The following is a 16808-nucleotide window of genomic DNA, read 5'->3' on the forward strand; positions in this document are numbered from 1 at the left end:
CCGCATGTGGTGGTGCCGCCGTACTGGCCGGCGATGGCGAGTGAGGCGTTGCACTACATCCGTCAGGAGGGGTACGACGGTGTGGTGGCGAAGCGTTTGACCAGTACGTACCTTCCGGGTCGCCGCAGCCGTGACTGGATCAAGGTCAAGAACCTCCACGCCGACGACTCCTGACCCCCGGCGGATCCTCCTACCGCCAGGCCGACTTGGCGGCCCGCGGCAACCCGCGTCGGTCGGAGTCGCGTGGAAGCGAGGCGGCATGCTCGAACTGGATCCGCCGTTCCGGCAGGTGCGCAGGCACGACGGCTACCTGCCGCTCGAGGACTTCGGCCTCATCGGTGACGGCAGGACGGCGGCCCTCGTCGGCCTCGACGGCTCCCTCCCGTGGCTGTGCCTGCCCCGGTTCGACGCCGCACCCCTGTTCTGCGGCCTGCTCGACCCCGCCCGCGGCGGGCACTTCACCGTGGCGCCGGAGGAACTGCGCGAGGCCCGCCAGCGCTACGAGCCCGACACCGGCGTCCTCGTCACCGAACTGCGCTGCCCCACCGGCACGGTGCGCGTCACCGACGCGCTGGTGCTGCGCTCCGGCGCCGACCTCACCGACGACGCCCCCGCCGACCGCGGCGAACTCGTCCGCTCGGCCGTCGTCCTCGACGGCCGCGTACGCCTGCGCGTCGACGTCGAACCGCGCGGCGGTGCGCAGGCCCAGGCGCTGTTCAGCGGACTGGAGGTCCGCGTGCCGCGCCGGCCGGACCTGCGGCTGCACCTGCGCTCCAGCCGGCCGCTGGAGTCCCTGCACAGCGCCCATGACCTGCGGCAGGGCGAGCGCCTCGACCTGGTGCTGTCCTGGGGCCGCTTCCACCGGCACCACCGGTTCGACGCCGAGGCGATGGTGGCAGGCACCGCCGACGCCTGGCGGCGCTGGATGACCGACTTCGGCTACGACGGCCCCGAGGAACCCCTGGTCCGCCGGTCCGCGATCACCCTGAAGCTCTGTGACGACTGGACGAACGGCTCCCTCGTCGCGGCGCCCACGTCCTCCCTGCCCGCGCCCGTCGGCGGGATCCGCAACTGGGACTACCGCTACACCTGGATCCGCGACGCCGCCTTCACCGTGTTCGCCATGCGCCGGATCGGCTTCCGCGGCGAGGCGGACGCGTTCCTCGGCTGGGTCCTGGACGCGTTCGAGCACAGCCGGCGGCCCCGCATCATGTACGACGTCGACGGCTGCCCGGTGCCCGGTGAGGCCGAGGACCCCGGGCTGGAGGGCTACCGGCGCTCGGCCCCCGTACGGTGGGGCAACGGAGCCGCCGACCAGCGTCAGCACGACGTCTACGGCGAGGTGCTGGACTGCGCGGACCAGTGGCTGCTCGCCGGCGGCGCCCTCCAGCCCGCGCTGTGGAGCGGCCTGTGCCGGCTCGCGGAGACCGCCGACCGGGCCTGGCGGGAACCCGACCAGGGCATCTGGGAGGTGCGCAGCGAAGGCCGGGTGTTCACCTACTCCGCCGGGATGTGCCAGGTGGCCCTCGACCGGGCGGCATCGATCGGCGAGCGGCTCGGCCTGCCCGGTCGGACCGCGGCGTGGCGGGCCTCCGCGGACGCACTGAGCCGGCTGATCCTCGAGCGCGCGTGGGACGGGGACGTGCACACCCTCGGCCGGTACCTGGACGGCGGCGGTGGACTCGACGCCAGCCTGCTCGCGCTCCCGCTGCGGCAGGTCGTCCCCGTGAGCCATCCGCGGATGGTCGCCACCGCCACGGCGATCGCGGACCGCCTCTCGGCCGGCGGCGGACTGCTCCACCGCTACCTCCACGACGAGTCGCCGGACGGCCTCCCCGGTGACGAGGGGGCCTTCGTCCTGTGCAGCTTCTGGCTCGTCGACAACCTGACCGGCCAGGGCAGGATCGAGGAGGCCGAGGAGCTGTACGCCTCGCTGTGCGGCCGGGCGAGCCCGCTCGGGCTGATGTCGGAGCAGATCGACCCCACGACGGGGGAGTTCGCGGGCAACCACCCGCAGGCGTTCAGCCACATCGGGATCATCGCCAGCGGGGTGAACCTGGCTCGTGCGCGGCGTGCCGCGCGCGTGGAGGTGGGTGCGACGTCGTGATCCGTGGTGCCGGGGTGGTCGCCGGGTCGGTGTCTCCGCGGTGGCACCGCGCCCGCCGCCCCGGGTGCGGTCACCTACCGTGCGGACGGGGTCACAGTCCGAGGGCGACGGCGGTGCGGGTGAGTTCCGCGGTGCTGTAGATGCCGAGCTTGGCGCGGATGCGGCGGAGGTAGGCGTCGACGGTGTGCTTGGACAGTCCCATGTGGCGGGCGGTCTGGAGGTAGGTGCGGCCCGCGGCGATGTGGCGGAGGGTCTCGCGTTCGCGGGGGGCGAGTTCGGGGACGTCGCCGCCGGTCCCGGCGGTGTCGGCGTCGGGGCTGGTGTCGGCCTGGGGCGTGGTGGGTGCGGAGCTCATGGTGGTGTCCTTCGGCGGCTCGGCGGCTGCGGTCCCTGCTCACGCCCTCGGTAGCAGGAGATGGATGTCCGAATAGGGCGTTTTGCCCTCTATGAACCACCTTCGCGCTGCGACGTCATGACCCCGTCCGCCGACCGTCACAGACGTGTCACGAGGCGCGGACCTTGCCCGCCGTGCGAGGGCGGGGGACACCGTCGACCGACGTGCAGATCCCGTGGACCCGGCCGTATCCGGTCCAGCCGTTGACATGGCCCCGGTTGTTGCTGATCTGCACCCGTTTCCTGGCCGGGTCCACCGCGGACACCAGGTGCAGGTACACCGTGCCCGCGACACGGGCGAGCACGATGTCGCCGACCTCGAGCTTCGACGGGTCCACCGAGGCGACGGTCACCAGCCCGCGGCTGCGTATCAAGGGGACCATCGAAGAGCCGCTGGGCCGGAACTCGACGCTCGCCCCGCCGGCCAGCCTGCCCGCCACCGCGTCCAGTGCTCCCATGGGGCGATGGTGACGTATGCCCGATCTGTCGGCCAACCGGTTATTCCGGCGCCCCGGATGACGTGCCGTCGGTTGACGGTCTCCGGCGGCGGCACGCGAGAAGGCGCGATTCACCTGCTGGGTGAAGCGCGCCGTGCGGGGATGGGCGCCGCCGGACGGAAGGACCCACCGGGCGAGTCCTTCCCGCGCCCGGCGTGGCGGCCGGCCCCAGGGCCTCGCGGCGGCCCCGCCGGGTCCTGCCGCGGGGTGGGACGGTCAGGGGGCGGTGCGGGTGTCGGGAAGGAGGAGTCCCGACCAGTCGCCCATGAGCAGCTGCGCCTTCCAGGTCGCGACCCGGTCCTCGGAGACCTTGTACTGTGCCGTCACCTCGGAACCTCGGGCCTCGCCGGTGGCCATGAGCACCACGATCCGGGTCTTGTCGACGACGGAGAGCCGGTCCTCGGGCTTGTCCGGCAGGGCGCCGGGCACGGCGCATCCGGACGCGCCCGCCGCTACGGGCAGGCCGGGCACGCCGCCCGGACCCGCCGCGCCCTTGTCGTCCCCGGGAATCCCCTCCCGTGAGCACGGTGCGGGGCGGTCGGCGGAGGTGTGGGTCAGGTGCGCGGCACCCGTGGTGCCGGCGGCGACCGCCAGGGCGGCCATCACCAGGGCGACGGGCCGCTGCAGTGTGTGCCTGGACATGGCAGGTGCTTCTTTCCGGGAGGTGTGCGGGGAGGGGTGTCGCGGAAGGGCGGAGGTCCGAGGAGGGCGTGAGGACCTCCGCCCCCGTCCGCGGCGGGCCGTTGCGGCCCGTGCCTCCGGCCGGCCCTGTCGGGCCGATGTCGTCGCCGGCGACGTCGTGCTCTTGCGTGAGCCGGAGAAGTGGCGATGTCTCCAGTAGGCCCTACGGCCGCTCACGCGTCACGTCGCTGGATTTCGGGACTTGACAGGAGCGTCGCCAGTCGGGGTGCCGGCGGTCCGTGGCTCAGTCGGCGCGCCGGTAATGGGCGGCGACGGCGGGCTGGCCGGTGTAGTTGGGTCCCGCATCGGGGTCGGCGCCGACGTAGCGCAGGGGGAGGCGGACGGTGCGTGGCCCGGTGAGCGTGAGGCGGTGGTGGCGCGCGCTGTAGGTGAACCCCTCGGCCCGTAGGGCGGCCAGGGCGAACCGCCCGGCAGGGCCGCCGTCATCCGCCCAGCGGATCGAGGCGGGGTCGAGGTGGGCGGTCAGCAGACCGCCGGGCCGGAGCCAGCCTGCGGCGCGGGTGAGCGTTGCGAGCCGGTCGCCGACGTAGTGGAGGCCGTGCACGCAGGTGATCAGGTCGTACGGGGCGGTGGGCTCCCAGTCCGTCACCGACGCCGTGACCAGCTCCACGGTGGGCGGCAGGGGTGCCGGTGCCAGGGGCCCCACCAGGTCGACGCCGGTCAGCCGCGCCGTCGCCGGCAGGCGGCCCGCGGCCTCCCGCAGGGCCAGCCCTTCCCCGCTGCACAGGTCGAGCCAGCGCGGCTCGGGGGTGCGGGCCAGCAGATGGCCGACCGGGTCGAAGCCGAGTTCGCGGGCGTAGCTGTTGGCGCCGGTCAGACCCCGCTCGCGGTTCATGGTGTTGTTGGCGACGACGGCGGTGCGCTCGAGCCGGTGGTCCGGCAGCAGATCGGGCGAGGTCATCGGACCATTCTCGGTGTCGATCCGCCTGTTCCCCAAGTGGGTTGGGGGGATTGTGACGGCCGACTCAAATGTGCATCTGAAATGCACATTTACGCTAGGGTGAGGGCATGGACCTTCACCGCATCCGACGCCATCCCGTGCGCACCGCCCGGCGCCACCCCGAGCGGAGGGCCCGGTGAACGCCGGCGCCGTCCTGGCGCAGGTGGCCGCGGTCTTCGTGTGGCTGGGGATGGTGCTCGGGATCTCGTTCCTGGAAGCGCCCCTCAAGTTCCGCGCCGAGGGGATCACCGTGCCCCTGGGCCTGGGCATCGGACGGATCGTCTTCCGTGCGCTGAACCGCGTCGAGGCCGTGCTCGCGGCGATCGCCGCCGTGGCGGTGGCGTGGGAGGTGCCGGGGCCGGTGGCGCTGGGCCTGGGCGCGGGGGCCGTCGCCGTGCTCCTTGCACAACTGTTCGTGGTCCGGCCCGCGTTGAACCGCCGCACGGCCGCCGTCCTCGCCGGGGAGACCGGCCCGCGCAGCCGCGCGCACCTGCGGTACGTCGCGCTCGAGGTGGTCAAGGCACTGTGCCTGGCAGGATGCGGCGCGGCGCTCGTCCTGGAGCGGCTGTGAGCGCGCCCGGGCCCGTCGCCGTGGCGGGCGGGACGGGTCGTGACCTCGCGGACCGTGCGGACGTCGAACGGCTGGTGACCGCCTTCTACCGCCGGGCCTTCGCCGATCCCCTGATCGGTCCGGTCTTCACCGAGGTGGCCCGGATGGACCTGGACGCGCATCTGCCGGTCATGTGTGACTTCTGGGAGTCGGTGCTGTTCGCGGCCGGCCGGTACCAGCGCAACGCGCTGGCCCCGCATCTGGCCCTCACCGCATGGCCCCGTTGGGCCCCGCGCACTTCGCCCGCTGGCTGGCGCTGTGGACCCTGACGGTGGACGCGCTCTTCCACGGTGAGAAGGCCGAACTCGCCAAGCGGCAGGCCGGCCGCATCGCCGGATCCCTCCAGCGCCGTCTGGCCGGCCGCGACGCGAGCGAGTACGTCACCATCCGCCGCCACGAAGGCGGCGAAGCGCTCTAGGATCCGCTTCGGCCGCCCCGGCGGCGGGCGCCCCCGCATCAGGCTGTCGTCGGCCGGGGACCCCTCGTCTCAGTCGCCGAGGAACCACAGGTGCAGGTGCTGTCCGTCGAGGTCCATGGTCGAGACCGGCCGGCTCCGGCCCCCAGACCACCCCCTGCTTGGCGCGAGCCTCGATCGTGCCGCTCGCGCTGCTGTCCTGGAGATTGATCACGGTCAGAGCCCAGGACGGCTCCGAGGGGTGCCGTGGCGGCGGTGCCGGAGAGGTGCCGCGTCCGCCGCCGGGAGCTGTCAGCGGGTGACGACGATCTTGCCGATGCTCCGGCCGGATTCCACCATCTCGTGGGCGCGGCGCAGCCCGGCGGCAGAGAAGTCCTCGATGGTGGTGGTGACGGTGCTGCGGATGCGGCCGTCGTCCACCAGGGTCGCGATCTTCTGCAGCAGGTTCTTGTGCTCGATCATGTCGGGGGTCCGGAACATCGGCCGGGTGAACATCAACTCCCAGTGCCACGCGATGCTCTTGGCCTTCAGCGGCAGCAGGTCCAGCCCCTCGGGCTCGTCGATCGCCGTGATGTGCCCGCCCGGACGCATGATCCGGGCGTACGTTTCGATGTTGCCGGCGGAGTGCGGGGAGAGCAGGTAGTCGACGCCCTCCGGGGCCGCCGCGGCGGCGGTCGCGGCGAGGTCGTGGTGGTCGACCACGGCGTCGGCCCCGAGCCCGGTGACCCACTGCGCCGTCTCGGGGCGGCCGGCCGAGGCCAGCACCCGCAGGCCGGTCAGCTGCTTCGCCAGTTGGATGAGGATCGAGCCCACACCGCCGGCGCCGCCCAGCGCGAGCAGGGTGCCGGTGGACCCGGCGTCGAGGGTGAACCGGTCGAAGAGGGTCTCCCAGGCGGTGATGCCGGTCAGGGGCAGGGCGGCGGCCTCCGCGAAGCCGAGGCTGCGCGGCTTGCGGGCCACGAGGCGCTCGTCGACGACCTGGAACTCGGCGTTGCTGCCGGCGCGGGTGAGGTCCCCGGCGTACCAGACCTCGTCCCCCACCTGAAGGGTGGTCACCCCCTCACCCACCGCCTCGACCACGCCTGCGCCGTCGAAGCCGAGGATGCGGGGCCGGTCGGAGGCGGGCAGCCCGGGGCGGACCTTGATGTCGACGGGATTGACCGACACCGCCTGCACCCGCACCAGTACGTCGCGGGGCTCGGGATCCGGCACCGGCACCTCGACGTCCACGAGGCTCTCGGGGTCCTCCACGGGCAGGCCCCGGTAGGAGGCGACGGCCCGCATCGTCCGTTCGGTCATGACCGCAGGCTCCCTCGGTGCGCTGACGGGTTCCGGCCAGCTTGTCACGCCCGTCCGTGCCCGGCAGCGGCGGCCGGACCATCCGGGTGCCGTTCCCGGGGGCTCCGCCCGGCGGCCGGGATGCGGGGCAGGGCCGGACGGGTCATCCTGACGGCATGCAGCGTCGCGTCATCGTGATGCCGCCATCGACGGGCGGCGGCCGGCGCGTCCGCGTGGACGGCGAGATCCTGGGGATCGCGTACCACCTCCGCGGCTTCCAGGAGTTCCTGCGGCGCGCCGGCCTCGATCCCGACGCCATCGACCTGGCCGACCCGGACCTCGTCGAATGGCGCGGGGCCGGCCCCGGCGTGTGGACGTGAGGTCCCCGCCGCGAAGCGGCAGGCCACCGGCTACGGCAGCTCCTCGCGGCGCGGCGCGCACCAGTCGACGAGCACCAGGCCGAACTCCCGCATGAGCTGGGCCAGTCCCGGCACCGCCACCGTCGCCCGCGCCGCCGGGGTCAGGCCCAGGGTGACGACCCGGTCGCCGGCGCAGCGGCCGTACACCGTGACCGGACCGACGCGGGCGGCGAACGAGTCGGCGACCCGCCCCTGTCCGTCCCGCAGCGCCACCCCCGCGTACGTGTGCGACGCCGGGAGCACGTCGAAGAGCCGCTGCCGGGTGAGCGCGCCCGTCAGCGGCTCGGCCGGCGTCTCCCGCAGGTGCAGCTCGTCGAACACCTGGACGGCCTCCTCGCCTTCCCCGACTGTTCGTGCGTGCTCCCGGAAGATCCGCGTGATGTCCGCCAGTTCCGCCTCGACCTGGGCCGCGCAGCGGCGTTCCACCAGTTCGGCCTGGCGCCATTCGTCCTCGTGGACCTCCAGGTCGTCCGCGGCGGGGTCGGCCGGCGCCAGCGGCGGCAGCTCCGCGCAGAGCGTCGGCAGGGTGTAGGCGACCTGCCGCGGGTCCACCGTCCCCAGGCGCCGGAGCGTCAGGACCAGCCGCCCGGAGGCGAGGTAGGCCGTGCGGTCGGCGGGCTGCGCCCGTACGACCTGCCACACCGCCCCGCCGAGGTCGAGCCGGGTCTCCGGCGCGAAGGACTCCGGGAGTTGTCCTGAGGGTAGTTCCGAGCGGCCGAACGGCAGTCCGTCCGCCGCGTCGACCAGCGTCACTTCGATCAGGCTGTCCTCGGGCATGCGCGCATGCTATCGAGGGGGCAACCGGGCCGGGGTGGGGGCCTGTTCGGGCTCGACGCCAAGACGAAATGTCATGGGCACGCAAATTTTCCCCACCCCCTCTACCCGCATAGACAACGGGCCGCCATCCTGATCCGCGACACCCACCACGAGAGGACCATTCATGAGGACGGTGACCAAGACGCTGGCCGCCACCGCCGCAGCGGCGGCGTGCGCACTGATGACGCAGCCCGCGCACGCCGCGGTGCCGCCCGAGCACGCGATCATCGTGTGCCAGAGCGCCAGCTTCTACGCCAACTACGACAGCGCCTCCGGTCCCCACGGGCTGATCCGCGTCCTGGGCTACGGCAACAAGGTCGGCCACACCCGCGGCGCCCACCCCGTCTACAACGGCTGGGCCGCCACCTTCGACTTCGGCAAGGGCGACTGGGGCTACGTCCGCGTCGAGTGCCTCGGCGGCTACGGCTCCTGGTGACCCCCTCCCGCACCGTCACCCCCACGACAGGAAGGACCACCCGCATGCCCGCACCCCGGATGCTCCGCGCCGCCACCGCCGTCGCGGCCCTCACCGTCGCCGTGCTGACCACCGCCGTGCCCGCCCGGGCGGCCGACGGGACGATCGGCCGGCGCGAGACCGTCTGCGCCCAGGACCTCTACGTCCGCACCGCCCCGCTGGGCGCCTGGATGGGCACCCTCTACAAGGGCCAGACCTTCACCGTCGAGAGCAAGCAGGGCGACTGGGCCTACGGGTTCGCCTACGGCGACATCAACCGCCACGGCTGGGTCCAGGACGGCTGGTTCTGCTGACGTGCCGACCCGGCGCGCGCCCCTTCGACGGATACCGCGGGGCGCGCCGGGTCCGGGCCGCCGTCCGGCCGGGCGGGATGTGGCACGGTGAGGGCGCAGCGCCGAAGATCACCGAGAAGGAGTTCCCGTGTCCAAGCCCCCGCTTCCCCCGGCCGCGATCGAGATGCTGAAGAAGCCCAACCCGGCCGTGATCACGACGCTGAGGGCCGACGGCCAGCCGGTGTCCACGGCCACCTGGTACCTCTGGGACGACGGCCGGGTCCTGGTCAACATGGACGGTGGCCGCAAGCGTCTGGAGCACATGCGCAACGACCCCCGGGTCACCCTCACGGTCCTGGACGAGGGGAACTGGTACACCCACGTCACCGTGGTCGGTCGCGTCGCCGAACTGCGCGAGGACAGCGACCTGGCCGACATCGACCGGCTGGCCCAGCAGTACCTGGGCCGCGCCTACCCGCAGCGGGACCGCGAGCGCGTGAGCGCCCTGATCGAGGTCGAGCGCTGGCACGGCTGGGGCACGCTGAAGGACAGCAGCCAGCCGGGCTGACCGGGGGCCGGTGCGTCAGCCCTCGTACGGCTCCGACGGCGCCCGCACCGGCCGGGCCCGGCTCACGTCCAGGAACGGGATGGGACCCTCGTTGACCGGGTCCTTCGCCCTGCGCGCGGTGTAGGTCCCGGTGACGTCCAGCCAGGCGTCCGGCCGCAGGACGGGCGGCACCTGCCCGGTCAGGCCGATCTTGACCGGGCGGGCGTCGGCCGCGCAGCAGTTGAGCACCATGCGGGTCAGGTACGGGGTGCCGTCGCGGCCGATGCTGACGAACCCGGTGAGGGTGACCTGACGGCCGCCCAGGGACCGCCCGTGGTCGTAGACCGCCCGGCCGGCGTAGTCGGCGGTCTCCATCCGCAGCGGGTCCCCCGCGGGCAGGGCGGGGAAACCGAAGGGGCGCGGGACGGACGTGCCGGTCCGGGCGGCGGAGTAGGAGCCCAGGGCGGGCGGGGCGACCAGGACGAGCGCGACGAGCGGCAGCACCAGCAGCCACGCGACCTTCGGCTCGCGGTGCGGGTGCGCGTGCCCCGCGTCGTGCGCATGCCCCTCGTCCGGGTCCGCCCCGGTACGGCGAGCGCGGCGGGGGCGGCGCAGTTCGTACCAGACGGTCGCCAGGGCGGCGACGACCAGCACGGCGCCGGCCGCCAGCAGCAGCGGCTGCAGCCCGGCCTTGACGTAGCGCAGGTAGAGGTCGCTGAGCCCGGCGTGGAGCATCGCCACCCCGGTCAGGAGCAGCACGGCGGCCTGTGCCTCCCGGTTCACAAGAACACCGTCCCGGTCAGGGACGCCACCACGACGGCCACGGCGAAGGTGGCGGGCGCGAACCGCACCGCGAACGCGCGTCCGAACGCGCCCGCCTGCAGCGCGAAGAGCTTCAGGTCGATCATCGGCCCCACGACGAGGAACACCAGCCGGGCGGTGAGGGAGAACTGCGACAAGGACGCGGCCACGAAGGCGTCGGCCTCCGAGCAGATCGACAGCACCACCGCGAGCACCGCCAGCGCGAGCACGGACACCACCGGGTTGCCCGACGCCAGCCGCAGGACGTCCTCGGGCACGAAGGACTTGAGCGTGGCCGCCGCCATCGCCCCGACCACCAGGAACCCGCCTGCGTGCATCACGTCGTGCCGTACCGAACCCCAGAACGCCGCACCCTTGCCCTGCCCCTCGGCCGACGGGTGCGCCGCGGGGCGCAACCGGTCGGCGTGCCCCAGACGCTGCCACAGCCAGCCCATGGCGCAGGCCACCAGCAGGCTCGCGACGAACCGGGCGACTACCATGCGCGGTTCGTTCGGGAAGGCCACGGCCGTGGCGGTCAGCACCACCGGGTTGATCGCCGGCGCGGACAGCAGGAACGTCAGCGCCGCCGCCGGAGCCACCCCCCGCCGCACCATCGCCCCCGCGACCGGCACCGACGCGCACTCGCAACCCGGCAGGACCGCCCCCGCCACGCCCGCCACCGGCACCGCCACCGCGGTCCGGCGCGGCAGCGCCCGCGCGAAGAACGACGGCGGGACGCACACCGCGAGCACCGCCGAGAGCACGACGCCCAGCACCAGGAACGGCAACGCCTGCACCACCACCGCCACGAACACGGTCATCCAGCTCTGCATCACCGGCGCGGACAGCGCCCCGCGCACCGGTCCCTGCAGCATCAGGGCGACGAGCAGCAGCAACGTCAGCACCAGCGGCGAACTGACCCGCCACCCCTGTTCCGGATCCGGCCGCCCGGCGTCCTGCCGTGCGGTCCCGGCCGGCGCCGGGGCCTCCTTGGTGACGGTCACGGGCGTGCTACCTCCGGCGGGCAGGGGGACGTGAGGAAGGAACTGCACCCTCCCTACGCCGCGGCCCGTCACGCCGTCTCATGCCCCGCCAGGACTTTGCGCAGCCTTGGTGCGGGCAGTCCCACGATGGCGGCGAACGCGGCGGGAGCGGGGGAGGAGCGGCGGGCCCCACCGCGGTGTGAGTCCGGCCCGCGCCCGGCCCGGCCGCCCGGTCAAAGCACGTGCTGGCCCTTGCCCAGCGCGATGACACCGTTGGCGGAGGCGTGGTAGAGCTCACGGTCACGCTCCGGGTTGACGCCCACGGTGGCGCCGGCGGGCACGACGACGTTCTTGTCGAGGATGGCGCGGCGCACGACCGCGCCGCGCCCGATGCGGACGTTGTCGTGCAGCACCGACCCCTGCACCACCGCGCCCTCCTCCACCACGACCCCCGGCGACAGCACGGACTGCGTGACCTGCCCGGAGATGATGCAGCCCGGGCTGACCATCGACTCGCCCGCGATCCCGCCGGCCACGAACTTCGCCGGGGGCAGCCGCAGCGAGTGCGTGTACAGCGGCCACTGGTCGTTGTAGAGGTTGAAGACCGGGTGGACCGAGATCAGGTCCTGGTGGGAGTCGTAGTAGGCGTCCAGGGTGCCCACGTCCCGCCAGTAGCCGTGGTCGCGGGCGGTCTCGCCGGGCACGTGGTTGTCGTCGAAGTCGTAGACCTGCACCTGCCCCTTGGCGGTCAGCAGCGGGATGATGCTGCCGCCCATGTCGTGCACGGAGGAGTCGTCCTCGGCGTCCTGGGCCAGTGCGTCCAGCAGTACCTTGGTGGTGAACACGTAGTTGCCCATCGAGGCGTACACCCGGTCGGGGTCACCGGGCAGGCCCGGCGGATCGGCGGGCTTCTCCAGGAACCGCTCCACCCGCACCCCACCCGGTCCCGGGGTGATGATCCCGAACGAGGAGGCCTGGTCACGCGGGATGCGGATGCCCGCCACCGTGGCCCCCGCTCCCGCCTCGATGTGCTGGCGCAGCATCTGCCGGGGGTCCATGCGGTACACGTGGTCGGCGCCGAACACGACGATGTAGTCGGGCTGCTCGTCGTACACCAGGTTCAGCGACTGGTAGATGGCGTCCGCGCTGCCGAGGAACCACCGCGGGCCCAGCCGCTGCTGCGCCGGGACGGGGGTGACGTAGTTGCCCAGCAGGTTCGACATCCGCCAGGTGGTGGTGATGTGCCGGTCCAGGGAGTGCGACTTGTACTGCGTCAGCACGCAGATGCGCATGATGTCGCCGTTGACGAGGTTGGACAGGACGAAGTCCACCAGCCGGTAGGCGCCGCCGAACGGCACCGCCGGTTTGGCGCGGTCGGCGGTCAGCGGCATCAGCCGCTTGCCCTCGCCGCCCGCGAGCACGATTCCCAGCACCGAAGGTCCGCCGCGCATCCCTGCCCCCTTTGCCGCTACCGCCCTTGCGACTTGCCGATCTCCTCGTACACGCCCACGGTGCGGCGGGCCACCGCGTCCCACCCGAACTCCGCCACCGCCCGCTCGCGTCCCGCCGTCCCCATCCGGGCCGCCGCCGCAGGATCGCCGGCCACCGCGCCGACCGCCGCGGCCAGCGCCGCCTCGAAGGCCTCCGGGTCCTTCTCCTCGTACGGCACCAGGAGCCCGGTCACTCCGCCCTCCACCACCTCGGGGATCCCGCCCACCGCGGAGGCGACCACCGGGGTGCCGCACGCCATGGCCTCCAGGTTCACGATGCCCAGCGGCTCGTACACCGACGGGCACACGAACACCGCGGCGTGCGTGAGCAGTTGCACCACCTGGGGCCGCGGCAGCATCTGCGGGATCCAGATCACCCCGCCGCGTACGGCCTGCAGTTCCTCCACCAGCTCGCGGAACTCGCGGTCGATGGCCGGGGTGTCGGGCGCCCCGGCGCACAGCACGATCTGCAGGTCCGGATCGATCCGCCGGGCGGCCCGCAGCAGGTGCGGGACCCCCTTCTGCCGTGTGATCCGGCCGACGAACAGTGCGTACGGGCGGCCCGGGTCGACGCCGTGTGCGGTCAGCGCCCCCGTGGACCCGTCCGGCCGGTACAGGCGCGTGTCGATGCCGTTGTGGACCACGTGCACACGCGCCGGGTCGAGCGCCGGGTAGCTCCGCAGGATGTCCGCGCGCATCCCGTGTGATACGGCGATGACGCCGTCGGCGGCCTCGACCGCCGTCCGCTCCGCCCAGCTGGAGAGCGCGTAGCCGCCGCCGAGCTGCTCGGCCTTCCAGGGGCGCAGCGGTTCGAGGGAGTGGGCGGTCATCACGTGCGGGACGCCGTACAGCAGTTTGGCCAGGTGGCCGGCGAGGTTGGCGTACCAGGTGTGCGAGTGCACCAGGTCCCGGCCGGCCAGCGCGGCGGCCATCGACAGGTCGACCGACAGGCTGCGCAACGCCTCGTTCGCGCCCCCGAGCTCCGCGGCGGCGGCGTGCCGGCTGACGCCGGGGCCGCCCGCGTCCTCCGTGCCTCCCGTCACGTCCGCGCCGTCCGCCCCGGCCCAGCAATGGACTTGAAGATCCGTCAGGGACCGTAGCTCGCGCGCCAGGAACTCCACGTGGACGCCCGCCCCGCCGTAGACGTACGGCGGGAACTCCCGCGTGAGCAGTGCCACCTTCACGGGCGCCTCCCCGGGTCCCGTCGCCGTGTTGGGACATCCATGCCCCGCAGAACGGTGTTCGATCCGTCTTCCCCGGCTTTCGCCGTGTGATGCCCTGCGCGGAATTCCTTCGACTTCGCCTCCCGCTTGGTGGATCGTCGGGCGCATGCGACAGGACGAGATCTGGAGCGAGGAGACCGCCCGGAACTACGACACCCCCGGCACCGGCATGTTCGCCCCGGACGTACTCGGGCCGGTCGTGGACCGCCTCGCGGGACTCGCCGACGGCGGACGGGCGCTCGAGTTCGCCATCGGCACCGGCCGCGTGGCCGTGCCGCTCGCGCGGCGAGGCGTACCCGTCAGCGGCATCGAGCTGTCACAGCCCATGATCGACCGACTGCGCACCAAGGCGGACGACGCGTCGATCCCGGTCGTCACCGGCGACATGACCGCCGCCCGCGCCCCGGGCACCTTCCGGCTCGTGTACCTCGTCTACAACACCATCTCGAACCTGCTCACCCAGGCCGCACAGGTCGCGTGCTTCCGCAACGCCGCCCGCCATCTCGAGCCGGGCGGGTGCTTCGTGATCGAACTGTGGGTCCCCGAGCTGCGCAAGCTGCCACCCGGCCAGCAGGCGGTCGTCTTCCACTCCGAATCCGGCTACATCGGGCTGGACACCTACGACGTCCTGGGGCAGCGGGTCGTCTCGCACCACTTCCGGTTCACCGACGGCGAGCCGGCCCGGCTGTTCCGTTCCCCGCACCGTTACATCTGGCCCTCGGAGCTCGACCTCATGGCCCAGCTGGCCGGATTCACGCTGGAGTCCCGCCACGCCGACTGGCAGGGCGCCGAGTTCACCGCCGAGTCACGCTCCCACGTCTCCGTCTACCGGCTCCCCGCCGCCGAAGGGTGACCGGGTCGCCCCCCGCTGCCCCGGCACGGTTCAATGCCGGAATGGTGGAGTGGGCGCACATGCCTGACTGCTGGTCCGACGTCGATCGCGTTCCGGAACTCCTGGCGCGGGTGGAGTGCCGGGACGACCCTGAAGCGTGGAAGGAACTGGGGTGGCGCCTCGTGCTCGAGCACGACCTGGTGTCCCCGGCGAGCTTCGCGTCCCTGCCACGCCTCGTGCGCCTCGCCGCGCACAGCGCGGAGGCACGCGCCCTGGCCGGGAGGATCCTGGCGCGCGCGGCCGGCCGGCACGGTCGCGACGACCTTCTGGCCGGTTGCGCCGCCGTGATCGCGAAGTTCGGCGAGGTGCTCGACCGGCACCTGCGGTCGAGGCCCGCCGACTACCTCGCGTCCTTCCTCGCCCTCCTCGCGGTGAGGGGGGAGTACCACTGGGCGAACGTCCTGGAGGGCTTCACGGACGACATCATCAGAGTGGAGTGTCCGCACTGCGGTGTCGAGGTGACGATCGCCGTCGGCGGCTTCGGGTGCTACGCGCAGGTGTGGGACGGGCCTGAGGAGATCCGGCGGGACCTGCGTGCGGCGGACGCAGGGGAACTCACCGGAACGGGCCGGTGGATGCACGGGATCTGCGTCCGCGACGGTCAGCGGGCCCTCGCCGACGGGATCGCCCACTTGTTCGGTTCGGCGGAGTGCCCGGGCTGTGCCGGCGTGTTCAACGTCGCGGACGAGTACTCCTGCGCCAACCGTCCGGTCATGTGGTGACCGGCGCTCCTAGGCCGTGTCGTCAAATGCCCGCCTGCCCAGCGACGCCTGGCACGGCACTCCCCCAGCCTTCGGCCGGGGGTGCCCCCACGCTGCGTTGTCGAATCGTCCGAGTAGCCCACTACGAGGACGACTCTCCGCCTTGCGATGCACCGCACCAGACGCCGCTGGGCCCGCCCTCCGGGCGGCCGGCGCTCATTTGACGACACGGCCTAGTCCTCCTCGCCGCTCAGGGAGCCCGCGGTGGTGAGGGTGGCGGTGTCCGGGGCCGGGGCCGGAGCCGGTGAGGCGGCCGGGTCAGGGGCGGCGGCCATGGCCGGGGTGGGGGCCGGGGGGACGGGCCGGGCTTCCGCGGTGCGCTTGGCGGTGGCGCGGGTGAGGGAGACCGTCGGGGGAGCGGGCGGCGGCGCGAGGGAACGGGCGAGGTCGCGGTCGAGGCGGCGCAGCTGGGACTGCATGTGGGCGGTCAGGCGGGTGCGGTAGGCGTTCTCGAAGGTGCGCAGGTCCTCGACCTTGCGCTGCAGCGCGGTGCGGGCGGAGGCCAGGGTGGTCATCGCCTGACGGTGCTTCTCGCGAGCCTCGTGCTCGAGGGCCAGGGCCCGGTCGCGGGCGTCCCGGCGCAGGCTCTCGGCCTGTCCGAGGGCCTCGCCGACGATCTTGTGGGCCTCGGCGCGGGCCTCGGCGACGGCCTGCTCGGCGGTGCGTTCGGCCAGGGCGAGCAGGCGGGCCGTGCTGTCGACGGCGAACCCGGGCTGCCCGTCCGTGACCTCCTCGGCCTCGGCGGGCTCGGCGAGCCGCGCGGGCTCCGCCACCTCGGCGGCGGGGACGGGGACGCGTTCCGGCGCCGCCTGGGGTTCGGGTTCCGGCTCCGGCTCCGGTTCGGGTTCGGGCTCGGGTGCCGACGCCACCTCGAGTTCGGGCTCCTCGTGCTGCCGGTCGGCGGACTCGACGGCGGAGAGCGCGGCGCGCAGGTCCTGGTTGATCCGCAGCAGCCGGGTCAGCTCGGACTGCACCTCGTCCAGGAAGTCGTCGACCTCGCGCTCGTCGTAGGCCTCGCGGAGGCGGACGGTGGTGAACTGCATCCTGCGCACGTTCTCGGGGGTAATCGGCGTCTGTGCCATCTGCTCACCTCGAGGTCTTCGTCGACAAGTCCTGACCGCATCCGTCAACTCCAGCTTGGGCGGCGGGCCGGGCCGGGGCAGCCCGGGAACACCGCGTGGGGGCGG

Annotated in this window: 22 protein-coding genes; 11 read left to right on the forward strand and 11 right to left on the reverse strand. The window is 73.3% G+C overall.

The genetic code is table 11. The features are described from left to right. Positions 1 to 33: 33 nt before the first annotated feature. Together ABZ312_RS28435 and ABZ312_RS28440 are read left to right on the forward strand one after the other, a co-directional pair. Complete coding sequence (locus tag ABZ312_RS28435) at positions 34 to 174, forward strand: ATP-dependent DNA ligase (RefSeq protein ID WP_500323706.1); 141 nt, start codon at positions 34 to 36, stop codon at positions 172 to 174. A gap of 85 nt (positions 175 to 259) precedes the next feature. Then, complete coding sequence (locus ABZ312_RS28440; protein WP_500358638.1) at positions 260 to 2107, forward strand: glycoside hydrolase family 15 protein; 1848 nt, start codon at positions 260 to 262, stop codon at positions 2105 to 2107. A gap of 91 nt (positions 2108 to 2198) precedes the next feature. Here ABZ312_RS28440 and ABZ312_RS28445 read toward each other — a convergent pair whose 3' ends face one another. From ABZ312_RS28445 to ABZ312_RS28460, 4 genes are all read right to left on the reverse strand, one after another. Further along, positions 2199 to 2462 (reverse strand): response regulator transcription factor, encoded by a 264-nt coding sequence (locus ABZ312_RS28445; RefSeq protein ID WP_500332341.1) that lies wholly within the window; start codon positions 2460 to 2462, stop codon positions 2199 to 2201. Positions 2463 to 2610: 148 nt separating this feature from the next. Then, a complete protein-coding gene (locus ABZ312_RS28450) occupies positions 2611 to 2958 on the reverse strand; it encodes a S26 family signal peptidase (RefSeq protein WP_500332340.1) in 348 nt (115 codons plus the stop codon). A gap of 255 nt (positions 2959 to 3213) precedes the next feature. After that, positions 3214 to 3639: a hypothetical protein gene (locus ABZ312_RS28455; RefSeq protein WP_500332339.1), complete on the reverse strand. Its 426-nt coding sequence runs from the start codon at positions 3637 to 3639 to the stop codon at positions 3214 to 3216. Between the two features lie 283 nt (positions 3640 to 3922). Continuing rightward, positions 3923 to 4600 (reverse strand): class I SAM-dependent methyltransferase, encoded by a 678-nt coding sequence (locus tag ABZ312_RS28460; RefSeq protein ID WP_500332338.1) that lies wholly within the window; start codon positions 4598 to 4600, stop codon positions 3923 to 3925. A gap of 175 nt (positions 4601 to 4775) precedes the next feature. Between ABZ312_RS28460 and ABZ312_RS28465 the strand changes: the two genes are divergently transcribed. From ABZ312_RS28465 to ABZ312_RS28475, 3 genes are read left to right on the forward strand one after another with little or no spacing between them, the layout of a single operon-like run. After that, positions 4776 to 5210: a hypothetical protein gene (locus tag ABZ312_RS28465; protein ID WP_500439047.1), complete on the forward strand. Its 435-nt coding sequence runs from the start codon at positions 4776 to 4778 to the stop codon at positions 5208 to 5210. Continuing rightward, complete coding sequence (locus ABZ312_RS28470) at positions 5207 to 5518, forward strand: group III truncated hemoglobin (protein ID WP_500439048.1); 312 nt, start codon at positions 5207 to 5209, stop codon at positions 5516 to 5518. Before ABZ312_RS28465 ends, ABZ312_RS28470 begins: the two co-directional genes overlap by 4 nt. Next, positions 5464 to 5667, forward strand: a complete 204-nt coding sequence (locus tag ABZ312_RS28475; RefSeq protein ID WP_500439049.1) for a globin family protein — start codon at positions 5464 to 5466, stop codon at positions 5665 to 5667. Before ABZ312_RS28470 ends, ABZ312_RS28475 begins: the two co-directional genes overlap by 55 nt. 288 nt (positions 5668 to 5955) lie before the next feature. Here ABZ312_RS28475 and ABZ312_RS28480 read toward each other — a convergent pair whose 3' ends face one another. After that, positions 5956 to 6963, reverse strand: a complete 1008-nt coding sequence (locus tag ABZ312_RS28480; RefSeq protein WP_500332335.1) for a zinc-binding alcohol dehydrogenase family protein — start codon at positions 6961 to 6963, stop codon at positions 5956 to 5958. 155 nt (positions 6964 to 7118) lie between these two features. On the opposite strand from ABZ312_RS28480, the gene ABZ312_RS28485 reads away from it, so the two are divergent. Further along, positions 7119 to 7322, forward strand: a complete 204-nt coding sequence (locus ABZ312_RS28485) for a hypothetical protein (RefSeq protein WP_500360179.1) — start codon at positions 7119 to 7121, stop codon at positions 7320 to 7322. Between the two features lie 30 nt (positions 7323 to 7352). Here the strand turns inward: ABZ312_RS28485 and ABZ312_RS28490 are convergent, their stop codons facing one another. Further along, positions 7353 to 8138 (reverse strand): hypothetical protein, encoded by a 786-nt coding sequence (locus ABZ312_RS28490; protein WP_500360180.1) that lies wholly within the window; start codon positions 8136 to 8138, stop codon positions 7353 to 7355. Between the two features lie 163 nt (positions 8139 to 8301). On the opposite strand from ABZ312_RS28490, the gene ABZ312_RS28495 reads away from it, so the two are divergent. The 3 genes from ABZ312_RS28495 to ABZ312_RS28505 all read left to right on the forward strand — a co-directional run bounded on the left by ABZ312_RS28495 (position 8302) and on the right by ABZ312_RS28505 (position 9492). Then, entirely contained in the window at positions 8302 to 8613 is a 312-nt protein-coding gene (locus tag ABZ312_RS28495; protein ID WP_500332333.1) for a hypothetical protein, read from the forward strand. Between the two features lie 44 nt (positions 8614 to 8657). Then, entirely contained in the window at positions 8658 to 8945 is a 288-nt protein-coding gene (locus tag ABZ312_RS28500; RefSeq protein ID WP_500360182.1) for an SH3 domain-containing protein, read from the forward strand. Positions 8946 to 9072: 127 nt separating this feature from the next. Further along, on the forward strand, positions 9073 to 9492 hold the full coding sequence (locus ABZ312_RS28505; protein ID WP_500332331.1) for a PPOX class F420-dependent oxidoreductase: 420 nt from the start codon (positions 9073 to 9075) through the stop codon (positions 9490 to 9492). A gap of 15 nt (positions 9493 to 9507) precedes the next feature. Here ABZ312_RS28505 and ABZ312_RS28510 read toward each other — a convergent pair whose 3' ends face one another. The 4 genes from ABZ312_RS28510 to glgA all read right to left on the reverse strand — a co-directional run bounded on the left by ABZ312_RS28510 (position 9508) and on the right by glgA (position 13929). Beyond that, positions 9508 to 10254 (reverse strand): TIGR03943 family putative permease subunit, encoded by a 747-nt coding sequence (locus ABZ312_RS28510; protein WP_500332330.1) that lies wholly within the window; start codon positions 10252 to 10254, stop codon positions 9508 to 9510. Next, positions 10251 to 11276 (reverse strand): permease, encoded by a 1026-nt coding sequence (locus tag ABZ312_RS28515; protein ID WP_500360185.1) that lies wholly within the window; start codon positions 11274 to 11276, stop codon positions 10251 to 10253. Before ABZ312_RS28515 ends, ABZ312_RS28510 begins: the two co-directional genes overlap by 4 nt. Positions 11277 to 11488: 212 nt before the next feature. After that, the gene (glgC, locus tag ABZ312_RS28520; RefSeq protein WP_499509120.1) at positions 11489 to 12706 is read right to left on the reverse strand and encodes a glucose-1-phosphate adenylyltransferase; all 1218 of its coding nucleotides are present in this window, start codon (positions 12704 to 12706) and stop codon (positions 11489 to 11491) included. A 17-nt stretch (positions 12707 to 12723) separates the two neighbouring features. Continuing rightward, entirely contained in the window at positions 12724 to 13929 is a 1206-nt protein-coding gene (gene glgA / locus ABZ312_RS28525; protein ID WP_500439050.1) for a glycogen synthase, read from the reverse strand. 145 nt (positions 13930 to 14074) lie between these two features. On the opposite strand from glgA, the gene ABZ312_RS28530 reads away from it, so the two are divergent. After that, a complete protein-coding gene (locus tag ABZ312_RS28530) occupies positions 14075 to 14821 on the forward strand; it encodes a class I SAM-dependent methyltransferase (RefSeq protein WP_500360186.1) in 747 nt (248 codons plus the stop codon). A gap of 59 nt (positions 14822 to 14880) precedes the next feature. Beyond that, the gene (locus ABZ312_RS28535; protein WP_500439051.1) at positions 14881 to 15582 is read left to right on the forward strand and encodes a hypothetical protein; all 702 of its coding nucleotides are present in this window, start codon (positions 14881 to 14883) and stop codon (positions 15580 to 15582) included. Between the two features lie 212 nt (positions 15583 to 15794). On the opposite strand, the gene ABZ312_RS28540 is transcribed toward ABZ312_RS28535, so the two are convergent. After that, positions 15795 to 16703: a DivIVA domain-containing protein gene (locus ABZ312_RS28540; protein ID WP_500439052.1), complete on the reverse strand. Its 909-nt coding sequence runs from the start codon at positions 16701 to 16703 to the stop codon at positions 15795 to 15797. Positions 16704 to 16808: the final 105 nt, after the last annotated feature.

Source organism: Streptomyces sp. NPDC006207, from assembly GCF_040613835.1.
Taxonomy (GTDB): Bacteria; Actinomycetota; Actinomycetes; order Streptomycetales; family Streptomycetaceae; genus Actinacidiphila.

What these genes read in the sequence shown, in the direction of transcription:
- ABZ312_RS28435 (WP_500323706.1), top strand. Translation starts at nt 34, where the DNA reads ATGGCGAGTGAGGCGTTGCACTACATCCGTCAGGAGGGGTACGACGGT.
- ABZ312_RS28440 (WP_500358638.1), top strand. Translation starts at nt 260, where the DNA reads ATGCTCGAACTGGATCCGCCGTTCCGGCAGGTGCGCAGGCACGACGGC.
- ABZ312_RS28445 (WP_500332341.1), bottom strand. Translation starts at nt 2,462, where the DNA reads ATGAGCTCCGCACCCACCACGCCCCAGGCCGACACCAGCCCCGACGCC.
- ABZ312_RS28450 (WP_500332340.1), bottom strand. Translation starts at nt 2,958, where the DNA reads ATGGGAGCACTGGACGCGGTGGCGGGCAGGCTGGCCGGCGGGGCGAGC.
- ABZ312_RS28455 (WP_500332339.1), bottom strand. Translation starts at nt 3,639, where the DNA reads ATGTCCAGGCACACACTGCAGCGGCCCGTCGCCCTGGTGATGGCCGCC.
- ABZ312_RS28460 (WP_500332338.1), bottom strand. Translation starts at nt 4,600, where the DNA reads ATGACCTCGCCCGATCTGCTGCCGGACCACCGGCTCGAGCGCACCGCC.
- ABZ312_RS28475 (WP_500439049.1), top strand. Translation starts at nt 5,464, where the DNA reads ATGGCCCCGTTGGGCCCCGCGCACTTCGCCCGCTGGCTGGCGCTGTGG.
- ABZ312_RS28480 (WP_500332335.1), bottom strand. Translation starts at nt 6,963, where the DNA reads ATGACCGAACGGACGATGCGGGCCGTCGCCTCCTACCGGGGCCTGCCC.
- ABZ312_RS28485 (WP_500360179.1), top strand. Translation starts at nt 7,119, where the DNA reads ATGCAGCGTCGCGTCATCGTGATGCCGCCATCGACGGGCGGCGGCCGG.
- ABZ312_RS28490 (WP_500360180.1), bottom strand. Translation starts at nt 8,138, where the DNA reads ATGCCCGAGGACAGCCTGATCGAAGTGACGCTGGTCGACGCGGCGGAC.
- ABZ312_RS28495 (WP_500332333.1), top strand. Translation starts at nt 8,302, where the DNA reads ATGAGGACGGTGACCAAGACGCTGGCCGCCACCGCCGCAGCGGCGGCG.
- ABZ312_RS28500 (WP_500360182.1), top strand. Translation starts at nt 8,658, where the DNA reads ATGCCCGCACCCCGGATGCTCCGCGCCGCCACCGCCGTCGCGGCCCTC.
- glgC (WP_499509120.1), bottom strand. Translation starts at nt 12,706, where the DNA reads ATGCGCGGCGGACCTTCGGTGCTGGGAATCGTGCTCGCGGGCGGCGAG.
- ABZ312_RS28530 (WP_500360186.1), top strand. Translation starts at nt 14,075, where the DNA reads ATGCGACAGGACGAGATCTGGAGCGAGGAGACCGCCCGGAACTACGAC.
- ABZ312_RS28535 (WP_500439051.1), top strand. Translation starts at nt 14,881, where the DNA reads ATGCCTGACTGCTGGTCCGACGTCGATCGCGTTCCGGAACTCCTGGCG.
- ABZ312_RS28540 (WP_500439052.1), bottom strand. Translation starts at nt 16,703, where the DNA reads ATGGCACAGACGCCGATTACCCCCGAGAACGTGCGCAGGATGCAGTTC.